Below are 21812 nucleotides of genomic sequence, written 5' to 3' on the forward strand. Positions count from 1 at the left end.
AATTCAACTACCTTAAGTCACTTGATGGGCGGATGTTCCGCCGAGGGGTTCGACTGCCGGACAGCCCGGGCGGCCGCGACCGGTGCGGTGTCGCGCCCACGGAGTCCGGGCCGCTCCCCGCGGAAGCCGACCCCCTCACCGGCGCGCCTACCGAGAAGAGCCGTCCTGTCACTTCACGATCCGGAGTGGAGGTGGAGCTCAGTGCTTGGTGGACGAGCTGCAATGTGGACGCGACGCCATGTGTCCGGCGACGCGGATGGCGCCCGTCCCGGGACGCCTCGCTCGGAAGCTCCCTCGGCCGAGCCGGCGGGCGCCGTCGATCCGAGCGAGGTGGTCCAGGACTCATCCGTGGTAGCCGAGGCGGATGCGGACCTGACCGCGCTGTCAGGGATCACACAGGCTGATGGGCTCCCCCACATTGGTCCCTTCGATCTGGCCGACCTGCCAGCGGACGAACGTGAACGTGCCGACTTCGGCGCGTTGCTGATCCCACGGGTGGACGGCACCTGGCTGCGGCTGTCCCGTATCGGCCCGTTGCCGGCGCTGGTCGTCACGGACGGAACCTCCACGATCGAGCTTTCCGTGCTCGCCGCACCACGAGGGGAAGGTCTGTGGGCGCAGATCCGCGAGGATCTGCGCAGCGCCCTCCAGGAGCAGGACGAGTCGAATCAGGCGATCGAACGGCCAGGTCCGCGCGGTCCCGAGCTTCATCTGCCGGTTTTCACCGATCAGGGGCCGACCAGGGCGCGCGTGGTCGGGGTCGACGGGCCACGGTGGTTCCTGTGCGCGGTGTTCACCGGCGAGGCCGCCACCCTGCCCGCTGCCGCGCCTGCCCTTGAGGAACTGCTCGCAGCCACGGTCGTCGTGCGCGGCTCGGAGCCGATGCCGGTCCGTGAACCGCTCCCGCTCCTGCCGCCCGATCGCCGGGCCGCGCCGGTCGTGGAGGTCCCCGCGCCCCGCGCGGCCAGCGAGGTCATCACCCTCGGTACTCGAGGCCTGTTCGCCTGAGAGCCCGGCGGATCGCACGCCGCCCACACGGGCGCGTGCGGGCGTTGCCTGGCCCGGCGGTGGACCGCTCGTGCGGCCGCGGGCTGCTAGCGTTGCGGCCCGTGTCCCGTTCCGCACGGCGCCCAGCCCTGAGGTCGGGCCGCGGATGACCGTCCACTTCATCGGAGCCGGGCCGGGCGCCGCGGATCTGATCACTGTCCGCGGCCGTGACCTCGTCGCCTCGAGCCCGGTCTGCCTGTACGCCGGCAGCCTCGTACCAGCCGAGATGCTGGCCTGGTGCCCACCTGGCGCCCGGCTCGTGGACACCGCCCGGATGACTCTGGACGAGATCGTCGCCGAGCTGTGTGCCGCCCACGCGGCCGGCGAGGACGTTGCCCGGCTGCACTCGGGCGATCCATCCCTCTACAGCGCGCTGGCCGAGCAGCTACGCCGGCTCGACGAGGCCGGTGTCCCCTACCAGGTGACGCCAGGAGTGCCTGCCTTCGCGGCCGCTGCCGCCGCCCTGCGCCAGGAACTGACCATCCCCGGGATCGCGCAGAGCGTGATTCTCACCCGGACGTCGGTGGTGTCCAGTCCGATGCCGCCGGGCGAGGACCTGACCACGTTGTCGGCGTCGCGTGCGACCCTCGTCCTGCATCTGGCGGTCCACCGGATCGAGGAGGTCGTCCGCGAGCTGACCCCCCGTTATGGTCCGACCTGCCCCGCGGCCGTGGTGGCGTGGGCCAGTCGTGACCGGGAGACGGTGCTGCGCGGCACCCTCGCGGACATCGCCGGGCGGTCCCGCGCCGCGGGCCTGACCCGGACGGCGGTGATCATCGTGGGCCGGGCACTGGCCGCGGGCGACTTCCAGGACAGCTTCCTGTACTCCAAGGGCCGCTTCGCGCCGGACAACGGGCAGCCGGCGCCCGCCAGCGGCTGGTCGTCGGTGCCGCCGGAAGCCGCGCCGCGGGGATCGCCGGGAGGGCCGGTGCCACCCGGGTGGTCAGCGCCGTCGGCGCCGCGCCGGATTCTGCTGCTCGGTGGCAGTGGCGAGGCTCGCCAACTGGCCACCGAGCTCGTCGCGGACAGTCGGTACGAGGTGCTGTACTCACTCGCCGGTCGGGTACGGGACCCACGGGTTCCACCGTCGTGTCGCGTGCGGATCGGCGGCTTCGGTGGGCCGGACGGGCTCGCCGCGCTTCTGCGTGCCGAACGGATCGACCTGGTCGTCGACGCCACCCACCCGTTCGCGGCCAGGATGCAGGCATCCGCGGCGACCGCGGCCGCCGCGGTGGCGCTACCACTGGTCGTGCTGCGCCGGCCCGGTTGGCACGAGGGGCCGGGAGATGACTGGCGGCGGGTACCGACCATGGTCGCCGCGGTCGAACTGCTCGAGGGTTTCGCACCTGGTGGAGCGAGGTCCGAGACCGCGCCGCGGGTCTTTCTGACCACCGGGCGTGGCGATCTCGGGCTGTTCGCGCCCCTGGCCCGCCCCTGGTTCCTGATCCGCTGCGTCGATCCGCCCGAGGGACCCCTGCCGCCACGGCACACCGTTCTGCTCGACCGGGGGCCCTTCGATGTCGACGCCGAGCGAACGCTGCTGCGCAGCCATACCATCGACGTCGTCGTCACCAAGGACAGCGGGGGACCGATGACCGCGGCGAAACTGACGGCCGCCCGCGAGCTGGGCCTGCCCGTCGTGCTCGTCGACCGGCCCGCACCGCCACCAGGCGCGGACCTCACGGCCTCCGTCGAGGAGGCGCTCGCCAGGATCAACGAGCAGAACATGGCCGCGCCTTCGACGGGGCTATGAGGCCGGATAGCTCCGCGGGGTGAAGACGAGGTCGCCCGTTCGGCGGTGGCGCACGATGCGGGTCATCGACGAGCCGACGAGCAGCAGACTGCGCATGTCCACGACAGCGGGATCGACGTCACCGAGCGTCGTCACCGTGATCGACTCGGTGGGTCCACCGACGTCACGGCCGATCACCAGTGGCGTGTCCGGGGCACGATGCTCCCGGATCACCGTGAACGCCCGGTCCAGCTGCTCCCGACGGGTCCGCGACGCCGGGTTGTACAGGGCCAGCACGAGATCGGCGGCCGCGGCCGCCCGCAGGCGCCGCTCGATGATCTCCCAGGGCTTCAGCCGGTCGGACAGCGACAGCACGCAGAAGTCGTGCCCCAACGGCGCGCCCACTCGACTCGCCACCACCTGGGCCGCGGTCAGCCCGGGCACGATCCGCACCGCCACCTGCGCGAACCGCTCCTGCGCCGCCGCCTCGACGACGGCGGTGGCCATCGCGAACACACCCGGATCTCCCGAGGACACCACCGCCACCCGGGCTCCGGCCGCGGCGAGTTCCAGGGCGTGTTCGGCCCGGTCGGCCTCGACGGTGTTGCCCGACGGATGCCGGCGCTGCCGCGGGTTGGGGGGTACTCGGTCCAGGTACGGGCCGTAGCCGATGAGGTCCTCTGCCACGGCGAGCGCCGCCTCGGCCTGGGGTGTGAGCCATGCCGTGTCCCCCGGGCCAAGCCCGACGACGACCACCTCCCCCGGCTGCCCGTCACCGATCCCCACGACCTCGGACACCACGACCTCGGACACCACGACCTCGGACACCACGACCTCGGGCACCGCCTCGACCGACCGCCGGGCGGAACCGCCGACCGGAGATGTCACCCATTCGGCCTGCCCGGCCCGCAGCGGCGCCGGATCCCGCGGACCGCGCACGGGGCTTGGCAGCACCGCCAGCGAGAAGTACGGCACGGACTCCGCGTCGACCTCGTCCAGGCGGGCGACGCGCTGGCCCGCGGTGGTGGCCCGCTCGACATACCAGGTATCAGCGAGGCGGCCCGCCTCGGTGAACGCCTCACGCACACCGGGAAACGTCCGGCCCATCTTGAGCACGACGGCGGTGTCGGTCCCGGCGATCCGTGCGGCCAGCACGTCCGGTGGCAGGGTGCCCGGCAGCACGGTCAGTACCTCGTTGCCCTCGACGAGCGGCCGACCCAGCACCGCGCAGCCGGCGGACAGCGAGGTCACCCCCGGCACCACCTCGGTCGGATACCGATCGGCGAGCCGGCGGTGCAGGTGGATGAACGAACCGTAGAAGAACGGGTCGCCCTCGCTGAGCACGACGACGTCGCGACCGGCGTCCAGGTGGGTGGCCAACCGCTTGGCGCAGTCCTCGTAGAACTCGTCGATCGCCCCCCGGTAACCGCCCGGGTGGCTGGTCGCCCCGGTGGTCACCGGGTAGACGAGGGCCTCCTCGATCTGGTCGCCGCGCAGATGGGTGGCGGCGATCGAGCGGGCGATGCTGCGCCCGTGCCGCGCACTGTGATACACGATCACATCCGCGTCCCGGATGAGCCGCACCGCCTTCATGGTGATCAGCTCCGGGTCTCCCGGGCCGACCCCCACCCCCCACAGCCGTCCCACCGCAGCTTCGTCCACGACCGGCTCGGCCACCGGCTCGGGCACGGCGGTCATTCGGCTTCGCTCGCGATGGCGTTGATGGCGGCCACGGCCATCGCGCTTCCCCCGCGCCGGCCGTGGACGACGAGGTACTCCAGGCCAACCGGATCCTCGACGAGGGCCCGCTTGGACTCGGCGGCCCCGATGAACCCCACCGGCACGCCGAGGACCGCCGCGGGGCGCCCCGCTCCGGCCGCGACCAGCTCGAGCAGCCGGAACAGCGCCGTCGGCGCGTTACCGATCGCCACGACCGCGCCGTTCAGCCGCGGCACCCACAGATCGACGGCCGCGGCGCTTCGGGTGGTACCGACCTGCGCGGCCAGAGCCGGCACCCGCGGGTCGCCCAGCAGGCACAGGATCTCGTTGTCCGCCGGTAGCCGGCGCCGGGTCACACCGGCGGCGACCATCTGCGCGTCGCACAGGACGGGCGCCCCCGCCAGCAGCGCCGAACGCGCCGCCGCGACCACCCCGGGGCTGGCGGCCAGGTCGTCGACCAGGTCGACCATCCCGCACGAGTGGATCATGCGGACGGCGACCCGGGCGAGATCCGCGGGCAGCCCGTCCAGTCGGGCCTCCGCGCGGATCGTCGCGAACGACCGACGGTAGATCTCCGCCCCGTCCCGGATGTAGTCGTACTCCGGACGCGGCGTGCCCGCCGACATCGCAGTCTCCATCAGCCCGTCTCCCGTCGATGCAGCTCCCGTGCCTCCGTCACCGCGTCGACGAGGGCCGACCAGTCCACCACACCCGGTTCGCGGTCCCCGTCACCGGCCGCACCCACAGGTACCGGAGCATCCGGAGCCCAGGTCACCACGAACGGAGCCGAGGATGCCAGAGACCCCGCTCGCACGTGATATCCGTCCGGCTGCGCGACCACCTCCGCGACGGCGCCGGACGGCTGCCCACACCGACGGCCGCAGCCCGACCAGTGCACCGGCAGTGCCGGCCGCCGCGCCCCGGCCCCCGCCGCCAGCGCCACCCGGGTGGCATCACGGCGCACGTCGGCGAGGGCGCGGGCGCAGCCGGGACGTCCAGCGCAGCTCGTCACGCCGAGCCAGCCGGAGTCCTCCTCGACGACCAGGCCCGCGGCGGCCAGCCGCGTACGGACATCCGCCAGCTGCGCCGCGGTCAGATCCAGCAGCACCACCGACCGCCATGGCGTCACCACCAGCGCGCCGGCACCCGCCGTGCCCTGGTCGCCGCCGACGGATGCATCCTCGAGCCGCTCGGCGATCCCGGCGACCAGGTCGAGCTGGTCGGCCCGCAGCCGACCCAGCGGTACGAGCGCCGTCAACGCCCAGCGTCCGTCCCGCTGGGCATGGGCCCCAGGCTGTGCCCCCGGCGACGCCGGCCGCTTCGACCTCCCCGTCGACATACCCGGGATGGACGTACCCGGGGTCACCGGCCGGTCGTCGGCGACGAGTGCGCCGGCGGTCGCGGCGACGCCGGCCGCGGCGGCAAGAAGCTGATCGCGGCCGTCGGGCAGTTCGGCGACCCGCCAGGCGGACGCGGCTGGTCCGCCCGCGGCGACCCGGTCCACGAAGGCCCGAGCCGCGGCGAGCAGCGCGGGCACCGCCACCAGGTCGGGGACCCGCAGTGCCAGCGTCTCGCCGGCGACACACACCAGGGTCCGGCCGCCCGGCTGCGCCCGCAGCGCCAGATCCGCCGGGATGCCCTCCAGGTCGCCGCTACCGTCGTCGACCGCGAACAGGACTCGTCCGGGCAGCGCCGCCAGCACCGGATCGGCGCGCAGGCCCTCGTCGAGGGCGGCCACGAGTCCCCGCACGTCCCGCCCACCGGGGCCGCGCCCCGACAGCGGAGACGCCACGATGTTGCGGATGCGCTCATGGGTGTCCGACGGCAGCAGGCCCACCGCCCTGGCCCGCCCGGCCAGAGCCACGGCGGCGCCGTCAGCGAGGCCGCGGATCTGCACGTTGCCGCGGGAGGTCAGCTCCAGGTGGCCGTCGCCGAGTTCACGGGCACACGCCGCGAGTTCACGCGCCGCTCGGGGGGCGAGCCGGCCCCCGGGCAGCCGTAACCGGGCGAGCGCGCCGTCAGCGGCCGGATGCGTTCGCAGCACCCCGGGGCAGGCATCCTGGGTGCGCTCCCGCCGGCTGGTGGACACCGGCGGAGCATACGTGCAACCCCGGGACAGGCGCGGCCGATCCGGTCACTGCCCACAGCCGGGCGGAGCGGGAAAAGTGGCCGGGATACGTCCGTTGACGTGGGCACGGCTTGACAGTGTGGGTGGCCGATCTGTCATGGTAGGTCGGCCAGGAACGCACTCGGCACCGCACCACCGTGGCCACAGTCACCGGTGGCCACAGGCGGGCGAGCGCGGTCCGCGGGTTCGGGCAGGCTCGGCGGGCACCCGGGAGCCGGGATACTCGGCTCGGCCGTCAGGGGCACGGCAGGTCCCGATAACGGTTCGGGTGCGCCACCGCGGGTGACGGCATCGTCATGTTTTCCGCCGGCGCGTCCACGTCGGGTCAGGGTCGCCGTCCGGCACCGCCGGCGCAGCGTTGGCGCCAGCTGACACGGGGACGCGGATCCCCCGGGAGAGGCAACTTCATGACCCCCGCACGCCCCGAGGTACCTCCCACCACGGCTGTCGCGTCCGGCGGCCCGGGTGGCAGCGGCGACACCGAGTTCGACGCCGCGGTGCTGCTGCTGTCCACCTCCGATACGGACCTGTTGTCCGCGCGGGCCAGCGGCGCCCGCTACCGGCTCGGCAATCCGGCCCGGCTCGGGGTGGCCGACCTGCCTGGGCTGACCGACGGGGTCGACGTCGTGGTGGTGCGCATCCTCGGCGGGCGGCGGATGTGGGAGGAGGGCCTGGCGGCGTTGCTCGCCGGGCCGCGACCGGTGGTCGTCCTCGGTGGGGAGCGGGTGCCGGACGCGGAGCTCATGGCCGCCTCCACCGTCCCCGGGGGGATCTGCGCCCAGGCGCACGCCTACCTGGCCGAGGGCGGCCCGGCGAACCTGCGCGAGCTTCACCGCTTCCTCGCCGACACCCTGCTGCTCACCGGCGATGGCTTCGACCCGCCGGTGGTCACACCGTCCTGGGGGGTCCTGCCGGGTTTCGCCGCCGACCCGGGTGACACGACCGATCCGGTTGCCACGGCCGATCCGGCGGCTGCCGAGGCGCTGTCGGTGCCGGCGGGGCGGCCGGTGGTCGGCATCCTGTACTACCGGGCGCATCACGTCGCCGGCAACACCACGTTCGTCGCGGAACTCGCCGCGGCGGTGGAACGTGCCGGTGGGGTGGCCCTGCCGGTGTTCTGCGCGTCGTTGCGGACCGCCGAACCGGAACTGCTCGCCGTCCTTGGCCGGGTGGACGCGCTGGTCGTCACCGTGCTCGCCGCCGGCGGCAGTCAGCCGGCGAAGGTCGGAGCCGGCGGTGACGACGAGGCCTGGGACGTCGGCGCGCTCGCGGCCCTGGACATCCCGATTCTGCAGGGCCTGTGCCTGACCAGCGCGCGGGCGACGTGGGCCGGTTCGGATGACGGGCTGTCCCCGTTGGACGCGGCCACCCAGGTGGCGATCCCCGAGTTCGACGGCCGGCTGATCACCGTGCCGTTCTCGTTCAAGGAGGTCGACGCCGACGGCCTGACCAGCTACGTCGCCGACACCGAGCGGGCCGACCGGGTCGCGGGCCTGGCGGTCGCGCACGGGCGGCTGCGTCACGTCCCGGCGGCGGATCGCCGGATCGCACTGATGCTGTCGGCCTACCCGACGAAACACTCCCGGATCGGCAACGCCGTCGGCCTGGACACCCCCGCGAGCACCGTGCGGCTCCTGCACGCGATGCGCGCGGCCGGTTACGACATCGGGCCCGCCGACGGCCCGGACGCGCTGCCCGGGGTCGCCGCCAGCGACGGCGACGCCCTCATCCACGGGATCATCGAGGCCGGCGGGCAGGATCCGGCCTGGCTCACCGAAGCCCAGCTCGCCGGCAACCCGGTACGCATCCGCGCCGACGACTACCGGGCCTGGTTCGACACGTTGCCGACCGATCTGCGCGACCGCGTCGAGCGGCACTGGGGCCCCGCGCCCGGCGAGCTGTACGTCGACCACGGCGCGAACGCGAGCCCGGACGGTGACATCGTGCTGGCCGCGCTGCGGGCCGGCAACGTCGTGCTGCTCGTCCAGCCGCCGCGTGGATTCGGGGAGAACCCGGTCGCGATCTACCACGATCCGGATCTGCCGCCGAGCCACCACTACCTGGCCGCCTACCGCTGGCTGTCCGCCGCCCCGACGGCGGGCGGGTTCGGCGCGCATGCCCTGGTTCATCTCGGCAAGCACGGCACCCTGGAATGGCTGCCCGGCAAGACGGTCGGGATGAGCGCCTCCTGCCCGTCGGACGCGGCGCTGGGCAACCTGCCGATGATCTACCCGTTCCTGGTGAACGACCCGGGCGAGGGCACTCAGGCGAAACGGCGGGCGCACGCCACCCTCATCGACCATCTCGTCCCGCCGATGGCCCGGGCGGAAAGCTACGGCGATCTGGCCCGCCTCGAACAGCTCCTGGACGAACACGCCTCGATCGCCGCCATGGACCCGGCGAAGCTGCCGGCGATCCGCGCCCAGATCTGGACGCTCATCCAGGCCGCCCGCCTCGATCACGATCTGGGCCTCGCAGACCGGCCGCATGACGTCGAGTTCGACGATTTCCTGCTGCACGTCGATGGCTGGCTGTGCGAGGTCAAGGACGCGCAGATCCGCGACGGCCTGCACGTCCTCGGCGTCGCACCGACTGGTGCGGCCCAGGTCAACCTGGTGCTGGCGATGCTGCGGGCCCGTCAGATGTGGGGCGGGCAGCAGACCCTGCCCGGTCTGCGTGAGGCACTCGGTCTCGACGAAGGCGCTCAGGCGGCGTCGCGCACCACCGTGGACGAGGCCGAACGCGTCGCCCTCTCCCTGGTCACCGAGCTGGAGCGCCAGGGCTGGGACCCGGCCGCTGTCGACCCCACCGTCACCGCGATCCTCGGCGAGCCGGCCAGCCCGAAGCCGCACATCGACGCGGCGAGCAGCGGTTCCGCGGAACCGTCCGACGAGGTGGAGCCGTCCGACGAGGTGGAGCTGGCGGGTGAGCTGGCCGGGCGGCACGAGGCGGTGGCGGCGGTGTTGCGGTTCGCCGCGACCGAGATCGTCCCGCGGCTGGCCCGGACCACCGACGAGATCGGCAACGTGCTGCACGCCCTGGACGGCGGGTACGTACCGGCGGGGCCGAGCGGATCGCCGCTGCGGGGACTGGTCAACGTGCTGCCGACCGGGCGTAACTTCTACTCGGTCGACCCGAAGGCCGTGCCGAGCCGACTCGCCTGGGAGACCGGGCAGGCCATGGCGTCCAGCCTGCTGGAGCGTTACCGGGCGGATACCGGGCGCTGGCCGGAGTCGGTCGGCCTGTCGGTCTGGGGCACGAGCGCGATGCGTACCAGCGGCGACGACGTGGCCGAGGTACTGGCCCTGCTCGGTGTCCGTCCGCTGTGGGACGACGCGTCGCGCCGGGTGCACGGACTCGAGCCGATCGAGCTCGCGGAACTCGGCCGGCCGCGCATCGATGTGACCGTGCGTATCAGCGGATTCTTCCGCGACGCGTTCCCGCATGTCGTGGCGATGCTGGACGACGCGGTGCGGCTGGTCGCGGACCTCGACGAGCCCGACGAGGACAACCATGTGCGGGCCCACGCCCGCGCCGACCTGGCCGATCACGGGGATGAGCGGCGTGCCACCCTGCGGATCTTCGGGTCACGTCCGGGGGCGTACGGCGCGGGCCTGCTGCCACTGATCGACAGTCGGAACTGGCGTGACGACACCGACCTCGCCGAGGTGTACGCCACCTGGGGTGGTTACGCCTACGGTCGTGGCGTCGACGGGACACCGGCCCGTCCCGACATGGAAGCCGCCTACCGGCGGATCGCTGTGGCCGCGAAGAACGTCGACACCCGCGAGCACGACATCGCCGACTCCGACGACTACTTCCAGTACCACGGCGGCATGATCGCGACCGTGCGGGCGCTGACCGGCCGGGCACCCGCGGCCTACATCGGCGACAGCACCCGGCCGGAGGCGGTACGCACCCGGACCCTGTCCGAGGAGACCTCGCGGGTCTTCCGCGCCCGGGTCGTGAACCCCCGCTGGCTCGCCGCCATGCGCCGCCACGGCTACAAGGGTGCGTTCGAGATGGCCGCCACCGTGGACTACCTGTTCGGCTACGACGCCACCGCGGGAGTCGTGGCCGACTGGATGTACGAGCGTCTCGCCGAGACCTATGCCCTGGACGCCGACAGTCAGAAGTTCTTCCTCGAGTCGAATCCGTGGGCTCTGCACGGCATCGCCGAACGTCTGCTCGAGGCCGCCGCCCGCGGCCTGTGGGAGCATCCCGAACCGGCCACGCTGGACGGCCTCCAGGAGCTCTACCTGCGGACCGAGGGGCAGCTGGAGGACACCACGGCCGCCACCGAACCCGCCGCGGGGCCGCCGCGGTAGCCCTGACGACCGGACCGCCCGGGTGGCCAGGCGGCGCGATCGAGCCGGGACCACAGTCCCCAGTCGGGGAGCCAGGGCTACCCCCGCTGGAGGCCGTCCGTCCCTTCGCCGCCCCTACCCAACGGCACGTGCGGCCCGCCTACCAGCCACAACGGAGCGCTGCCCGGCCCATCAGCCGGTGTCGGACGGGCCGGCGGTCCCACCACCCGCGCAGGCCCGCTGGGAATCAGCGTGGGCTTCGGGGAAAATGGCCAAGGTGCGGACGACTCTTCTGCTGGTGGGTGACGAGGCGGCGGCCCGCCGCGAGCTGCTGACCACGCTGGTGGACGAGGGCTACGGCGTCGACACCGCCCGTTCGGCGGACCATGCCCTCGCCGTGCTCGCCTCCCGGTCGGTGGATCTGGTCCTGAGCTGCCTCCCACTGGGCACCGAGCCGGGCGCCCTGCCGTTGCCCGACGACCTGGCCGCCCTTGACGATCCCTGGTTCGACCGTCCGGTCTGGCCCGGGGGGACGAGCCGGCCGCCCGCACGCGAACAGCTACCGCCACCCGAGCGGGCCGCACTCGCCGCGGAACGACTCGACACGCTCGTCTACGGCCCGGCCGGACCCCCATCGGTCAGCTTCCCCGTCCCGACGGCGACGGCAACGCCGATGCCGACCTCGGCCCGGACGTCGGAACAGGCACCGGGGCCAGCGGTGGAGCCAGAGCTGGCGCCGATGAGCGGGCTGGAGTTCTGCCGGCAGGTCCGGGCGGGCTGCGACGTCGCGCTGGTCGTGGTGGCCGATCGCGCTGACCCGCAGGGCATCGTCGCGGGTCTTGAGGCCGGCGCCGACGACTTCATCACCGCTCCGCCGTTGTCCGCGGAGGCACTGGCCCGGCTACGCGCCCTGTTGCGCCGTACCCGCCCCGCCGGGCAGGGTCCGGGCCGGGCCTTCAGCGTCGGCGAACTGCAGATCCGGCCGGCTGAGGGGGTGGTGCGTCGCCACGGCGAGGACCAGGCTCTGACCCGCACCGAGTTCCGTCTGCTGTGCGAGCTGGCCGTGGCCGGCGGGCAGGCGGTCAGCCGTCGGCAGCTGATGGAACGGATCTGGGGCTACGACTACTTCGGCGGGGCGCGGATGCTCGACGTCCACGTCCGGCGGCTGCGCCGCAAGGTGGAGGTGGACCCCTCGGCGCCCACCCACATCCTCACCGTGCGCGGTATCGGCTACCGCGTCTGCGCTCCCTCCGGTGGCGACTGACCCCCGGCGAGCACAAGGGCACCCGTCCCTCGAGCGGACGTCCGAGGTGAGGGCTCCCGGGGGAAGGGTTCCGCGTCAGCTGTCGATCGTGGACATGTCGGGGTAGCGGTCGCCGGCGACGGACGCACCAAGGGTTCCCAGACGGTCCGCTTCGGCGTCGGTCAGGGTGATCTCGGTGGCGCTGGCGTTGTCCTCGAGGTAGCGACGGCGCTTGGTGCCGGGGATCGGCACGACGTCGTCGCCCTGATGCTGCACCCAGGCAAGCGCGAGCTGGGCCGGGGTCACCCCCTTGTCGGTGGCGATCTTCTCGATCTCGGCGACCAGCTGGAGGTTCGCCTCGAGGTTGTCGCCCTGCAGTCGCGGGAGGCCGCGACGGAAGTCGTCGGCGGCGACGTCCGCCGTGGAACGCAGGGCGCCGGTGAGAAAACCCCGGCCCAGCGGGCTGTAGGCGACCAGGCCGATACCGAGCTCACGCAGGGTCGGCAGGATGTCCCGCTCAAGATCGCGGGTCCACAGGCTGTACTCGGTCTGCACCGCGCTGATCGGTGCGACGGCATGGGCGCGACGGATCGTCGCCGCCGACGCCTCCGACAGGCCCAGGTAGCGGACCTTGCCGGCGGTGACCAGGTCGGCCATCGCCCCGACGGTCTCCTCGATCGGCACGGTCGGGTCGACGCGGTGCTGGTAGTAGAGGTCGATGTGGTCGACGCCGAGGCGGGCCAGCGAGCCCTCGACGCTGGCCCGGACGTAGTCAGGCCGGCCGTTGATCCCACGGGCCGCCGGGTTGGCCGGGTCCCGGATGATACCGAACTTCGTGGCCAGCACGACCTCGTCGCGGCGGTCCGCGAGGGCGGTGCCGACGAGCCGCTCGTTGGTGTGCGGACCGTACATGTCCGCGGTGTCCAGGAAGGTGACGCCGAGGTCCAGGGCGCGGTGGATCGTCGCGATCGACTCGGTGTCGTCGGTCGCGCCGTAGAAGTCGGACATACCCATGCAGCCCAGGCCCTGCCGGGAAACCCGCAGGCCCGCGGAGCCGAGAGTGACGGTACGCATCAACGGAGGATCCTCTCGTAGTGGGCGATCTTGTGGTCGATGGCGGCCAGGTTGCGCTGTTCCTCGTGCAACCGGTCGAGCACCCGACGGCGGTGCTCGGTGAGCAGGGCCAGCCGGTCCGTCTCGGTGCCGGCACCGGCGCGGGCCAGTCGTGCGTAGCGGGCCATCTCGCGGATCGGCATGCCCGTCAGCCGCAGCCTGGTCAGGAAACTCACCCAGGCGATGTCGGAGGCGGTGTAACGACGATGCGACGAGGCGGCCCGGGCGACCGGTTCCCGCATCAGCCCGGCCCGCTCGTAGTACCGCAGGGTGTGCACGCTCACCCCGGTGGCCTGGGCGGCCTGGGCGATCGTCCAGGTCGACTCGCCGTCACCGGCGTGGCCGTCGGTCGACGTGCCGACGTGGGTGGACGGCCGCACCGGCGGCGATACGGACGCTTCAAGCGTGGCCATGCCACAGACGCTAGGACCTGGAGTGCGCTCGAGGTCAACCATCCGAGGTCAGCGTGGTCAACCGCATGCGACCCGGGTGGCGCGGGAGAGCGGACGTCAGCGCAGGTGCCAGTGCTCGGGTTCGAGGCGCAGCCAACGGTCGACCTCGGCGCGCCACCAGATCCGGGTGCCGCCCCAGGTGGCGGTGCGGTTCACCACCGCGGCCGGTCTGGGTGCCGCCGGGTCGACGCGCATCCGATGGTCCACCGCCTGACGGGTCAGACCGAGCGCACGGGCGATGTCGCCGGAGCCGACAAGCAGCGGAAGCTGATCCACACCTGACGACGTTAGCCAATCACCCCTACCACGCGCCCGTGGAACGGGCCGACCGCACCCCCATCGGTGCGGCTGTGGCCCGCGGTGGTACCAGTGCGTTCCACCGCGCCCGTATCCGGATGGCAGATGCGCAAGTATCCGCGTTGCCACGCCCCCAGCCGGCGGTATGTGCTTGGCTGATCACGCATCCCGCGTCCAACGTGGATCTTCGGTGAGCCGGGGGCGGGAGCAGGCAGGCCGCAGGCGCAGGTAGGAAACGACGACAGTGAGTGTGGACAACAGTGGGTATTGATCTCGCCAAGGGTGCCAGCACCGCCCTCGTCGAAACCACGGGCGTCCTGACCCATATCAGGGTCGGTCTGGGCTGGGACCCGAACAGCCCGGGGGCGCAGGAGTTCGACCTGGACGCGAGCGCGATCGCCCTACAGGACAACGGCCTCGCCCCGAACCGGGGCTATTTCGTCTACTACAACAACCTGAGCACGCCGCGCGGGGAGATCGTGCATCGCGGCGACAGCCTCACCGGGGAGGGCCGCGGCGACGACGAACAGATCGACGTGCGTCTCGATCTGCTTTCGCGCGCGATCACCCGGATCGTGTTCCCGGTGACCATCCACAACGCGGAGTATCGTCGGCAGAGTTTCGGTGACGTGCACAACGCCTACATTCGTGTCGTCAACACCGACACCGACACCGAGCTGGTCCGTTACGATCTGTCCTCCTCCGCTGCCCGCGACACCTCCATGCTGTTCGGTGACCTGCTACGCGAGGGTGACGGCTGGCATTTCCGGGCGCTCGGCGAGGGCGGGGTGCAGGATCTGACCGCGATCGCCCGCTCCTACGGCCTCGACGTCTGATCGCCCTGGACGTCTGATCGCGCCGGGCCGCTGATCAGCGTCGGCCGCGCTGGCCTCGGGCCAGCCGCGGCGGGGCGGGCTGGTGGGGCAGACCGCCGGACAGGCCGGACGCGTTCCCGCCGCCGCGGCGGGACTGGATCAGTCCGTGCACGTACACGACGGCCCCGATGATCACCAGCAGGTCGTCGATGAGGCCGATCGGGCCGAGCGGGATCTCGGGGACGGCGTCCACGGGCGACACCACGTAGGCGAGGCTGCCCAACGTCGCCACGATCCCGCGCACCGGCAGGTCGTAGCGCCGGATCACCACCAGCGCGGCGATCGCCAGCACAAGGCCGACCGCCACGAGCACACCGAGGCCGATCAGCAGCGCGGTTCCGAAGTCACCCATCGTCCACGTCCCCTCGCCCGAACCCGCGCACGTCGTCGACATCCCACGACGCAGCCATGATCTCCTGCGGCATGCCCCGCGGTGACCTGATTCGAACATCCACCGGCACCTCGGTGACGGCCACCCCGTGCCCACCGGCGATCCGCGGCGCCCACCGATGACCCGTAGCGACCGCGGGTGGTGTCGGCTGTCAGATCCGGCGACGGGCGGACAGAGGCGCGATGGCGCCGGTAGGCTTCGTGGTGTGTCCTCCGCGGAGTCGCCGGTGCCCTCCGGCCGGCGCAGTGGCCAGTCCGCTGGTCAACCCACTGGCAGGTTGATGGCCGTCAGTGATGTGCACATCGGCTACGCGGAGAACCGGGGCCTGGTCGAGAGCATCGAGGCGGGTTCCCCCGAGGACTGGCTGATCCTCGGCGGCGACGTCGGCGAGATCGCCGCCGACATCATCGCCATCTGGCGGCTGATGCGCAGCCGTTTCGCCAAGGTCATCTGGGTGCCCGGAAACCACGAACTGTGGACGGCCAAACAGGACCCGCTGCGGCTACGGGGCGACGCCCGGTACCGCTATCTGGTCGCCGCCGCCCGCGACGTCGGCGTGCTCACCCCGGAGGATCCCTACCCGGTCTGGGTCGGCGAGGGCGGGCCGGTGGTCGTCGCCCCGCTGTTCGTCCCGTACGACTACACCTTCCGTCCGGCCGGAACCACCACCCGGGACGAAGCGCTCGACCTGGCTCGCAGCACAGGTGTGGTGTGCACGGACGAATGGCTGCTGCACGCCGATCCCTACCCGCGGATCGACGACTGGTCCCGCGCCCGCGTCACCTACACCGAGCAGCGGCTGGCGGCACTCGATCCGGCTGTTCCACCGGTGCTGGTCAACCACTGGCCGCTGGTCCGTCAGCCCTGCGACGTCCTGCGGTACCCGGAGTTCGCCCTGTGGTGCGGTACCACCGCCACCGCCGACTGGCACCTGCGTTTCCGCGCGGCGGCGGCCGTCTACGGTCACCTGCACATTCCCCGCACGACCTGGTACGACGATGTCCGCTTCGAGGAGGTCTCGATGGGGTATCCGCGGGAACGGGCCGCGTGGGAGGCGTACGGCCGGCCGTACATCGGGCCGCGTCAGATCCTGCCGTACGTACCGCGGCCCGAGCGTAAACGGGTGGGCACCGCGTCCGGCGACGCGTCGGCGACGGCGTCGGCGCGAGGCTGACGCCCGGTGCTCTCGAGCCTGCTACCCGCTGCGGCCATCGCGGTCGAGGCGTTCGAGGACGAACCGGCCGCCGTGCTGTTCCCCGAGGAGTCGGCGTTGCTCGCCCGGGCGGTGGAGAAACGCCGACGCGAGTTCACCACCGCCCGCATCTGCGCGCACAAGGCGCTGCGCCAGCTCGGCCTGCCGCCGGCGCCGATCCTGCCCGGCCCGCGCGGCGCCCCCGGGTGGCCCGCCGGCGTGGTCGGCAGCATCACCCACTGTGCCGGTTACCGGGCGGCCGCCGTCGCCTGGTCCCGTGACGTTTACACCCTGGGTATCGACGCCGAGCCGAACGAGCCGAACCCGCCCGGTGTCACCCACGAGATCACCGTCGCGGACGAGGCGGACCGCCTCGCCGCGCTGACCGCGTCCCACCCGGCCGTCCGGTGGGACCGCCTGCTGTTCAGCGCCAAGGAATCGGTGTACAAGGCCTGGTTCCCGCTGGCTCAACGCTGGCTGGGTTTCGAGGACGCCCACCTGAGCCTCGAGCCCGGCACCGCACCGCTCGCCCAGACCATCGACGCCCTCGACGGCCCGGTCGGCCCGGTCGGCCCGGTCGGCCCGGTCACGACGGCTGGCGCCGCGGTGACAGCGGCGGGGCATGCGGGCGGGAGCCACGGTGGCCTCACGGCCACGCAGAAGCTGGTGCGAGCCGAAGGAACGTTCAGCGCACGACTGCTGGTCGCGGGTCCCGCGCTCGGGTCAGGCACCCTGACCGGCTTCGACGGACGTTGGCTCGTCGGCGAGGGCCTGCTGATCACCGCGATCACCGCCACACACATCGACGGCGTCCCAGCCTCGTCGGTCACCGCGTGATGCGCCGACGAGGACGTCGCCCCCGCCCGGCCGGCCGCTTCCGCCCCGCGGGCCGCACCGGCCCCGGTTCCCACCCCGCGGGCCGCCGCCCGCGCACCCGTGGCGTCGAGGGCCGCAAGCCCCGATAGCGCCTGCGAGGAGGAAAGCGTGGGGCTCAGAACGGAATGGGCCGCACCACCGTCACCGCGACCGGCAGACCGTCGTACCGCTGCTCGACAGCGGCCACCTCGACCAGGCTCTCGACGCCGATGTCCACGGCTTCGCCCCGCGCCCCGATGCCCAGCGACGTGAGGACAGTTCCGCGTCGCCGCCAGTAGTCCAGGTCCGCCGAGACACGATCGCGGATCTCGCTGAGACAGGCGTGGGAGTGGCGAGCCGATGCGACTCGGATATGACGCGCGTCAGATCTCCCGGCGATGACCGCGTCAATTCCAGCAGCGTGTTCCTCCGTCCGGTAGACCGTCACCACACCCCGGGCGGCGGAGACCACCACACCACCGTAACCCTGACCGTGGTGGGCACCGAGTATCAGCTGGAGTTCCAGTGCGATGTGGTCGATGATGTTCTGATCCGTCGGGCCGGGATCGGATGCGCCCACTGGCTCGCGGGAATTCATGACGTGGTTCTCCCACCTGTCTCGAATGCGACACCAGCATAACCCGCGACTGGCCGGGAGTTCGGTATCCGACCGTCACTGCCGCGGCATCGGAATCCGTGGCTCTGGCACGGTGTTCAGCGCCCGGTGCAGGCTGCCGAAGTGCTTGTGGTGTTCGTCGAAGGGAACCGCGATGGTGTGCACCCCGAACCGGGCCAGCACGGGTTCCGTCCACGGCGCGCTCGCCGTCGAGACCAGGGCCGCCGGCTCGTCGCCCACCGCGGCCAGCCGCGCGGCGGGCAGGAAGAAGACTCCGGCGGCGAAGGCGGCGACCATCTCCGGTGCCAGCGGGCAGACCGCCAGGTCGATACTGCGCAACGCGTCGACAAGCGTGGTCTCCCGGCCGACGATGCCCACTCCGTCCGGGCCGCCAAGCCCCTCGGTGCCGTACTCGCTGCCGGCCTTCTCCCGGTCGACGCTGCCTTCGCCTCCCCCGAAGCCGGCCCGCCCGTTTCCGGCGCCCCAGTGCCCGCCTACCTCGTATCCGCCGCCTTCATAGCCCACATCTTCGTACCCGCCACTCGCATAGCCGCCACTCGCGTAGCCGGAGTCCGCATAGCCGGAGCCCGGATAGCCGGAACCCGGATAGCCGGAACCCGGATAGCCGGGGTCGCGGTAGCCGCCGCCGCGGTCCGCCGCGCCGTACCCGCTGGGGTCGGGCCGCTCGACGACACGGCTCTCGACGACGGCCGGGGCGTTCAGGCGATCGGCCGCCACCAGCGCGATGCCGGGGCCGAGGCCGAGCCAGTGGTCCAGATGCGGCTCGGCGGGCCGCCGCAGTTCGTCGCGGACCCGCACGACATGGGTGAACGAGGCCCTCAGGTAGGGCCGCAGCAAGCCCCACACCGCCGGGCTGGTCCGCGCGCCGGTGGCCAGGATGGCGACCCCACCGCAGGTCACCACATCCCCGCCGGCGAGATACAGCGGCGCTGGCACCCGCACCTCGGCCGAGCGCCCCCGCAGTCCGCGCAGCACGGCGGCCATCACCACCGTCTCCCGCGCCCGTTCCCGCCGACGCAGCCGGCCCACGGCCACCGCACCACCAAGATCGACATAATGGTCCCGCGGGAACATCAGACCGGACAGCGGTCGCAGCGCGTAGCTCTCGTCTCGCCGCTCGGCCCCCGCCCCCGACCGCGGCCCGATGACACCGCCGCCGGCTCCCGCCTCCACGAGCAGCCGAGGCTGACGCAGCACCACCGGCGCCAACGCCGGCACCGACCAGTCCCGCAGCGCGTCCCGAGCGGCCAGCAGCCGCGCGTCGTCGTCCGCGCTCACCGCCCGCGCCGCGAGCTCCAGCAGGACGCTGCGGGGAAGTGTCATCAGCAGTTCGGCCGGCGAACGCGGCTCCACACCAAGCTCGACCAGCGCCGCCCGCGCCGTCGCCGACTCCGCTGCCGCCCGCACCGGATCGTAGGCCGGACGGCCCGCTCGAAACACGAACGTCTCGACCGGCTGCACCACCGTCGGACTCTGCACCAGCACCATCGGCACCGTCGGAGCCGGCGGCGCCACCGACCCGTTCACCGCCGATCTGCTCCTCGCCGGCCCGTTCATCCCCGGCCCGCTGACCGCCGACTCACCAGGCCCCGGCCCGGTCGCCACCGGCCAGCGCCCGCGCCGCTCATCCCAGCCTGCCCGCCCGCCCCTTCCCGGGACCTCGGCAATCATCTAGCCAATTCCCGACGCGTGTCCTTCACTCGCACATTATGCGCACCCCGTGAATCCTCACCCGCAACGTCCCGCCAGCACCCCGGACAATTCGCCTGCCGACCATCCCGAATGCCCGGTATTTCCAGAACCCGGACGTCCGGCACCCCAGAACAAAAAGATTACCGAGATTACGACATCACCTGGCAGCTCCCGACAGGTCATGACGCGGACGTCAGAAAACCAGCTCGCCCACGGCCCAGACGGCGGCCATGGCCACACCGGCGAACAGTTCCACGAGGACACCGACACCGAAGGCGACAATCGCGGCCCAGGTGGTGGCGGCGGCGGTGCGATGATCACCGAGGCGGACGAGCTCGGCCACGTAGACGCCGAGCACCCCGCCGATCAGCAGGCCGATCACCGGGATGACGAAGAAGCCGACGATCGCGCAGGCCAGGCCGATCGCGAGGCTCGGCCAGGGAACTCCACGCCCGGCGGTGGCCCGGGCCGGCAGGATGTACTTGGTCAGCGCGCCGATCACGAACAGGGCCGTCATCAGCGCGAGCACGATCCAGCGGCCGACCCCGCCGCCGTCCGCGATCACCCACCACAGGCCCGCGCCCCAGACCAGGACGAGCCCGGGCAGCACCGGAAGCACGACACCGACCAGTCCGACTGCCATCACTGCGGCGACGGCCAGAAGCTGCGCGGTACTGATGGTGTGCCCTCCCTCTTCATCCACCTTTTCGGCGACGTTACCGGCCCACCGACACCTTGCGGGACAGCATGACAAACGTCCGACTCCCGCGCCCACGACGACAACGAAGGCAACGGCGACAACGATCAGAACCGCCGCGGCGCCGGCGGACGGCGAGCCAGGGCTACCGGGTCGGGGTCGGGGGCGGGCCGGCGTTGCGATCGGCGATGCGACGGGCTTCGGCGGCGAGGGTCGCGCGCAGGTCCGCGGGGGCGAGCACCTCGACACCGTCGCCGAGGTCACGCACCTGGCCGAGGGCGACCCGCGGGCCCTCGGTGGACAGGTCGACCACTCGCCAGCCGTCCGCGTCGGGGGGCGAGGCGGTGGCCTGGGCGTCCCGTGCGGCGACGGGACCGACCGCCAGACGCAGGTCGGCGAAGGCGGCGGGCGAGAGCCGCAGCCGGCAGGTCCAGCGCATCAGTGAACGGGCGAAGTCGTCACCGGCCTCGCGCCACCAGGTGGCGAGGTCGAACCCGGCCGGACGGTCGAACGTCTCGGCCCGCGCGACCACCCGGGTTATCCGGGCGATCCGGTAGCTCAGGACGCGTCCGCGATGTCGGGCGACGAGGTACCAGACACCGGCCTTGCACACGAGACCCAACGGATCGACGCGACGAGTCGTCACATCACCGTCACGTGGGGTGTAGGTGAGGTCGAGGCGGCGGGCGGTCCAGACCGCCTCGGCGAGGGCGGACAGGTGCGGCACGGGCTCCGCCCGCCGAAACCAGCCGGGGGCGTCCAGCAGGAATCGGTGGTGCACCTGACCGGCGTGTATTCGGGGCCGCGGCGGCAGCGCGGCGAGGACCTTGGTGCGGGCGGCCGCGGCCGCGGTGGCGAGCCCGAGACCTGCCAGGATCTGCGGCCCGGCCCCGGCGAGCAGCAGGGCGGCCGCCTCATCCCCGGTGAGGCCGTCAAGATCGGTACGCCAGCCATCGGTGAGTCGGACCCCGCCGTGGCGCCCGGGTTCGGTCCACAACGGGACGCCCGCGTCCTGCAGCGCGGCGATGTCACGACGGACCGTGCGCAACGACACCTCGAGTTCGGCCGCCAGCTCCGGTGCCGTCGCCCGGCGGACGGCCTGCAGATACAGCAGCAGCGCGGTCAGTCGGCTCGAGCGCATCCCGGGATGCTAGCCGCGAAACAGGGACATCACCCGTCCTCGTCAGCCGCCGCCGGCACCCGAATCGCGACCAGCACGACGATGTCCACAGCACGAGGACGACAGCAGGACGAAGATGACAGCAGGACACGGACCTCGGTAGCACGCGAGCCGTCGACAGGACGAGATCGCCGGAAGGACGGGGATGCCGGGAGGGGGACGGGTGCTCCGGCAGGACGGGGCACCCGGCGGGGGTGGTGACAGGCGCCGGCTGCCTGGGCATACCAGCTCTGCCATGACTGACGGGGGAGCAGG

17 protein-coding genes and 2 pseudogenes are annotated in these 21812 nt (G+C 72.5%); 8 read left to right on the forward strand and 11 right to left on the reverse strand.

From position 1 onward, the window contains the following. Nucleotides 1-348 precede the first annotated feature (348 nt). The 3 genes and pseudogenes from MXD61_RS21555 to MXD61_RS29010 all read left to right on the forward strand — a co-directional run. Complete coding sequence (locus MXD61_RS21555) at nt 349-1008, forward strand: DUF3710 domain-containing protein (RefSeq protein ID WP_248815267.1); 660 nt, start codon at nt 349-351, stop codon at nt 1006-1008. Between the two features lie 145 nt (nt 1009-1153). Beyond that, nucleotides 1154-1885 (forward strand): annotated as a pseudogene (cobM, locus tag MXD61_RS29005) (precorrin-4 C(11)-methyltransferase); the annotation flags it as partial. A 135-nt stretch (nt 1886-2020) separates the two neighbouring features. After that, a pseudogene (locus MXD61_RS29010) lies at nt 2021-2800 on the forward strand (cobalt-precorrin-6A reductase); the annotation flags it as partial. On the opposite strand, the gene MXD61_RS21570 reads toward MXD61_RS29010, so the two are convergent. The 3 genes from MXD61_RS21570 to cobG are packed head-to-tail and all read right to left on the reverse strand — an operon-like array spanning nt 2795 to nt 6587. Then, nucleotides 2795-4477 (reverse strand): precorrin-2 C(20)-methyltransferase, encoded by a 1683-nt coding sequence (locus MXD61_RS21570; protein WP_248815268.1) that lies wholly within the window; start codon nt 4475-4477, stop codon nt 2795-2797. The pseudogene MXD61_RS29010 and the gene MXD61_RS21570 overlap by 6 nt on opposite strands. After that, nucleotides 4474-5136, reverse strand: coding sequence for a precorrin-8X methylmutase (locus MXD61_RS21575; RefSeq protein ID WP_248815269.1), 663 nt, complete (start codon nt 5134-5136; stop codon nt 4474-4476). The genes MXD61_RS21570 and MXD61_RS21575 overlap by 4 nt, the downstream gene beginning before the upstream one ends. Continuing rightward, entirely contained in the window at nt 5136-6587 is a 1452-nt protein-coding gene (gene cobG, locus MXD61_RS21580) for a precorrin-3B synthase (RefSeq protein WP_248815270.1), read from the reverse strand. The genes MXD61_RS21575 and cobG overlap by 1 nt, the downstream gene beginning before the upstream one ends. Nucleotides 6588-7033: 446 nt before the next feature. Here cobG and cobN point away from each other — a divergent pair, with 446 nt between their 5' ends. Then, entirely contained in the window at nt 7034-10954 is a 3921-nt protein-coding gene (cobN, locus tag MXD61_RS21585) for a cobaltochelatase subunit CobN (RefSeq protein WP_248815271.1), read from the forward strand. Between the two features lie 256 nt (nt 10955-11210). Continuing rightward, entirely contained in the window at nt 11211-12197 is a 987-nt protein-coding gene (locus tag MXD61_RS21590; RefSeq protein WP_248815272.1) for a response regulator transcription factor, read from the forward strand. A 75-nt stretch (nt 12198-12272) separates the two neighbouring features. Here MXD61_RS21590 and MXD61_RS21595 read toward each other — a convergent pair whose 3' ends face one another. From MXD61_RS21595 to MXD61_RS21605, 3 genes are all read right to left on the reverse strand, one after another. Beyond that, entirely contained in the window at nt 12273-13250 is a 978-nt protein-coding gene (locus MXD61_RS21595; RefSeq protein WP_248815273.1) for an aldo/keto reductase, read from the reverse strand. Further along, on the reverse strand, nt 13250-13702 hold the full coding sequence (locus tag MXD61_RS21600) for a MerR family transcriptional regulator (RefSeq protein ID WP_248815274.1): 453 nt from the start codon (nt 13700-13702) through the stop codon (nt 13250-13252). Before MXD61_RS21600 ends, MXD61_RS21595 begins: the two co-directional genes overlap by 1 nt. A 96-nt stretch (nt 13703-13798) precedes the next feature. Further along, nucleotides 13799-14017, reverse strand: coding sequence for a hypothetical protein (locus MXD61_RS21605; RefSeq protein ID WP_248815275.1), 219 nt, complete (start codon nt 14015-14017; stop codon nt 13799-13801). A gap of 281 nt (nt 14018-14298) precedes the next feature. On the opposite strand from MXD61_RS21605, the gene MXD61_RS21610 reads away from it, so the two are divergent. Beyond that, complete coding sequence (locus MXD61_RS21610) at nt 14299-14874, forward strand: TerD family protein (RefSeq protein WP_248815276.1); 576 nt, start codon at nt 14299-14301, stop codon at nt 14872-14874. Between the two features lie 34 nt (nt 14875-14908). On the opposite strand, the gene MXD61_RS21615 is transcribed toward MXD61_RS21610, so the two are convergent. Beyond that, nucleotides 14909-15265 carry a YkvA family protein gene (locus tag MXD61_RS21615; protein ID WP_248815277.1) on the reverse strand — a complete coding sequence of 119 codons (357 nt, stop codon included), beginning with the start codon at nt 15263-15265 and terminating at the stop codon, nt 14909-14911. Between the two features lie 319 nt (nt 15266-15584). On the opposite strand from MXD61_RS21615, the gene MXD61_RS21620 reads away from it, so the two are divergent. Together MXD61_RS21620 and MXD61_RS21625 are read left to right on the forward strand one after the other, a co-directional pair. After that, nucleotides 15585-16478 carry a metallophosphoesterase gene (locus tag MXD61_RS21620; RefSeq protein WP_248815278.1) on the forward strand — a complete coding sequence of 298 codons (894 nt, stop codon included), beginning with the start codon at nt 15585-15587 and terminating at the stop codon, nt 16476-16478. Nucleotides 16479-16484: 6 nt separating this feature from the next. After that, nucleotides 16485-17333: a 4'-phosphopantetheinyl transferase superfamily protein gene (locus MXD61_RS21625; protein WP_248815279.1), complete on the forward strand. Its 849-nt coding sequence runs from the start codon at nt 16485-16487 to the stop codon at nt 17331-17333. Between the two features lie 154 nt (nt 17334-17487). On the opposite strand, the gene MXD61_RS21630 is transcribed toward MXD61_RS21625, so the two are convergent. The 4 genes from MXD61_RS21630 to MXD61_RS21645 all read right to left on the reverse strand — a co-directional run bounded on the left by MXD61_RS21630 (nt 17488) and on the right by MXD61_RS21645 (nt 21518). Then, on the reverse strand, nt 17488-17949 hold the full coding sequence (locus MXD61_RS21630; protein WP_248815280.1) for a hypothetical protein: 462 nt from the start codon (nt 17947-17949) through the stop codon (nt 17488-17490). Between the two features lie 75 nt (nt 17950-18024). Then, entirely contained in the window at nt 18025-19515 is a 1491-nt protein-coding gene (locus tag MXD61_RS21635; RefSeq protein ID WP_308222814.1) for an arginine deiminase family protein, read from the reverse strand. A gap of 358 nt (nt 19516-19873) precedes the next feature. Then, nucleotides 19874-20323, reverse strand: a complete 450-nt coding sequence (locus MXD61_RS21640; protein ID WP_248815323.1) for a DUF456 domain-containing protein — start codon at nt 20321-20323, stop codon at nt 19874-19876. Nucleotides 20324-20522: 199 nt separating this feature from the next. Further along, nucleotides 20523-21518 carry a YafY family protein gene (locus tag MXD61_RS21645; RefSeq protein WP_248815281.1) on the reverse strand — a complete coding sequence of 332 codons (996 nt, stop codon included), beginning with the start codon at nt 21516-21518 and terminating at the stop codon, nt 20523-20525. Between the last annotated feature and the right edge of the window lie 294 nt (nt 21519-21812).

Origin of the sequence: Frankia sp. AgPm24, from assembly GCF_023243055.1 — a bacterium.
GTDB classification, from domain to species: Bacteria; Actinomycetota; Actinomycetes; order Frankiales; family Frankiaceae; genus Frankia; species Frankia umida.

Coding starts and splice junctions, on each gene's coding strand:
- MXD61_RS21570 (WP_248815268.1), bottom strand. CDS start 4,477: ATGACCGCCGTGCCCGAGCCGGTGGCCGAGCCGGTCGTGGACGAAGCT.
- MXD61_RS21575 (WP_248815269.1), bottom strand. CDS start 5,136: ATGGAGACTGCGATGTCGGCGGGCACGCCGCGTCCGGAGTACGACTAC.
- cobN (WP_248815271.1), top strand. CDS start 7,034: ATGACCCCCGCACGCCCCGAGGTACCTCCCACCACGGCTGTCGCGTCC.
- MXD61_RS21595 (WP_248815273.1), bottom strand. CDS start 13,250: ATGCGTACCGTCACTCTCGGCTCCGCGGGCCTGCGGGTTTCCCGGCAG.
- MXD61_RS21600 (WP_248815274.1), bottom strand. CDS start 13,702: ATGGCCACGCTTGAAGCGTCCGTATCGCCGCCGGTGCGGCCGTCCACC.
- MXD61_RS21615 (WP_248815277.1), bottom strand. CDS start 15,265: ATGGGTGACTTCGGAACCGCGCTGCTGATCGGCCTCGGTGTGCTCGTG.
- MXD61_RS21620 (WP_248815278.1), top strand. CDS start 15,585: ATGGCCGTCAGTGATGTGCACATCGGCTACGCGGAGAACCGGGGCCTG.
- MXD61_RS21630 (WP_248815280.1), bottom strand. CDS start 17,949: ATGAATTCCCGCGAGCCAGTGGGCGCATCCGATCCCGGCCCGACGGAT.
- MXD61_RS21640 (WP_248815323.1), bottom strand. CDS start 20,323: ATGGCAGTCGGACTGGTCGGTGTCGTGCTTCCGGTGCTGCCCGGGCTC.
- MXD61_RS21645 (WP_248815281.1), bottom strand. CDS start 21,518: ATGCGCTCGAGCCGACTGACCGCGCTGCTGCTGTATCTGCAGGCCGTC.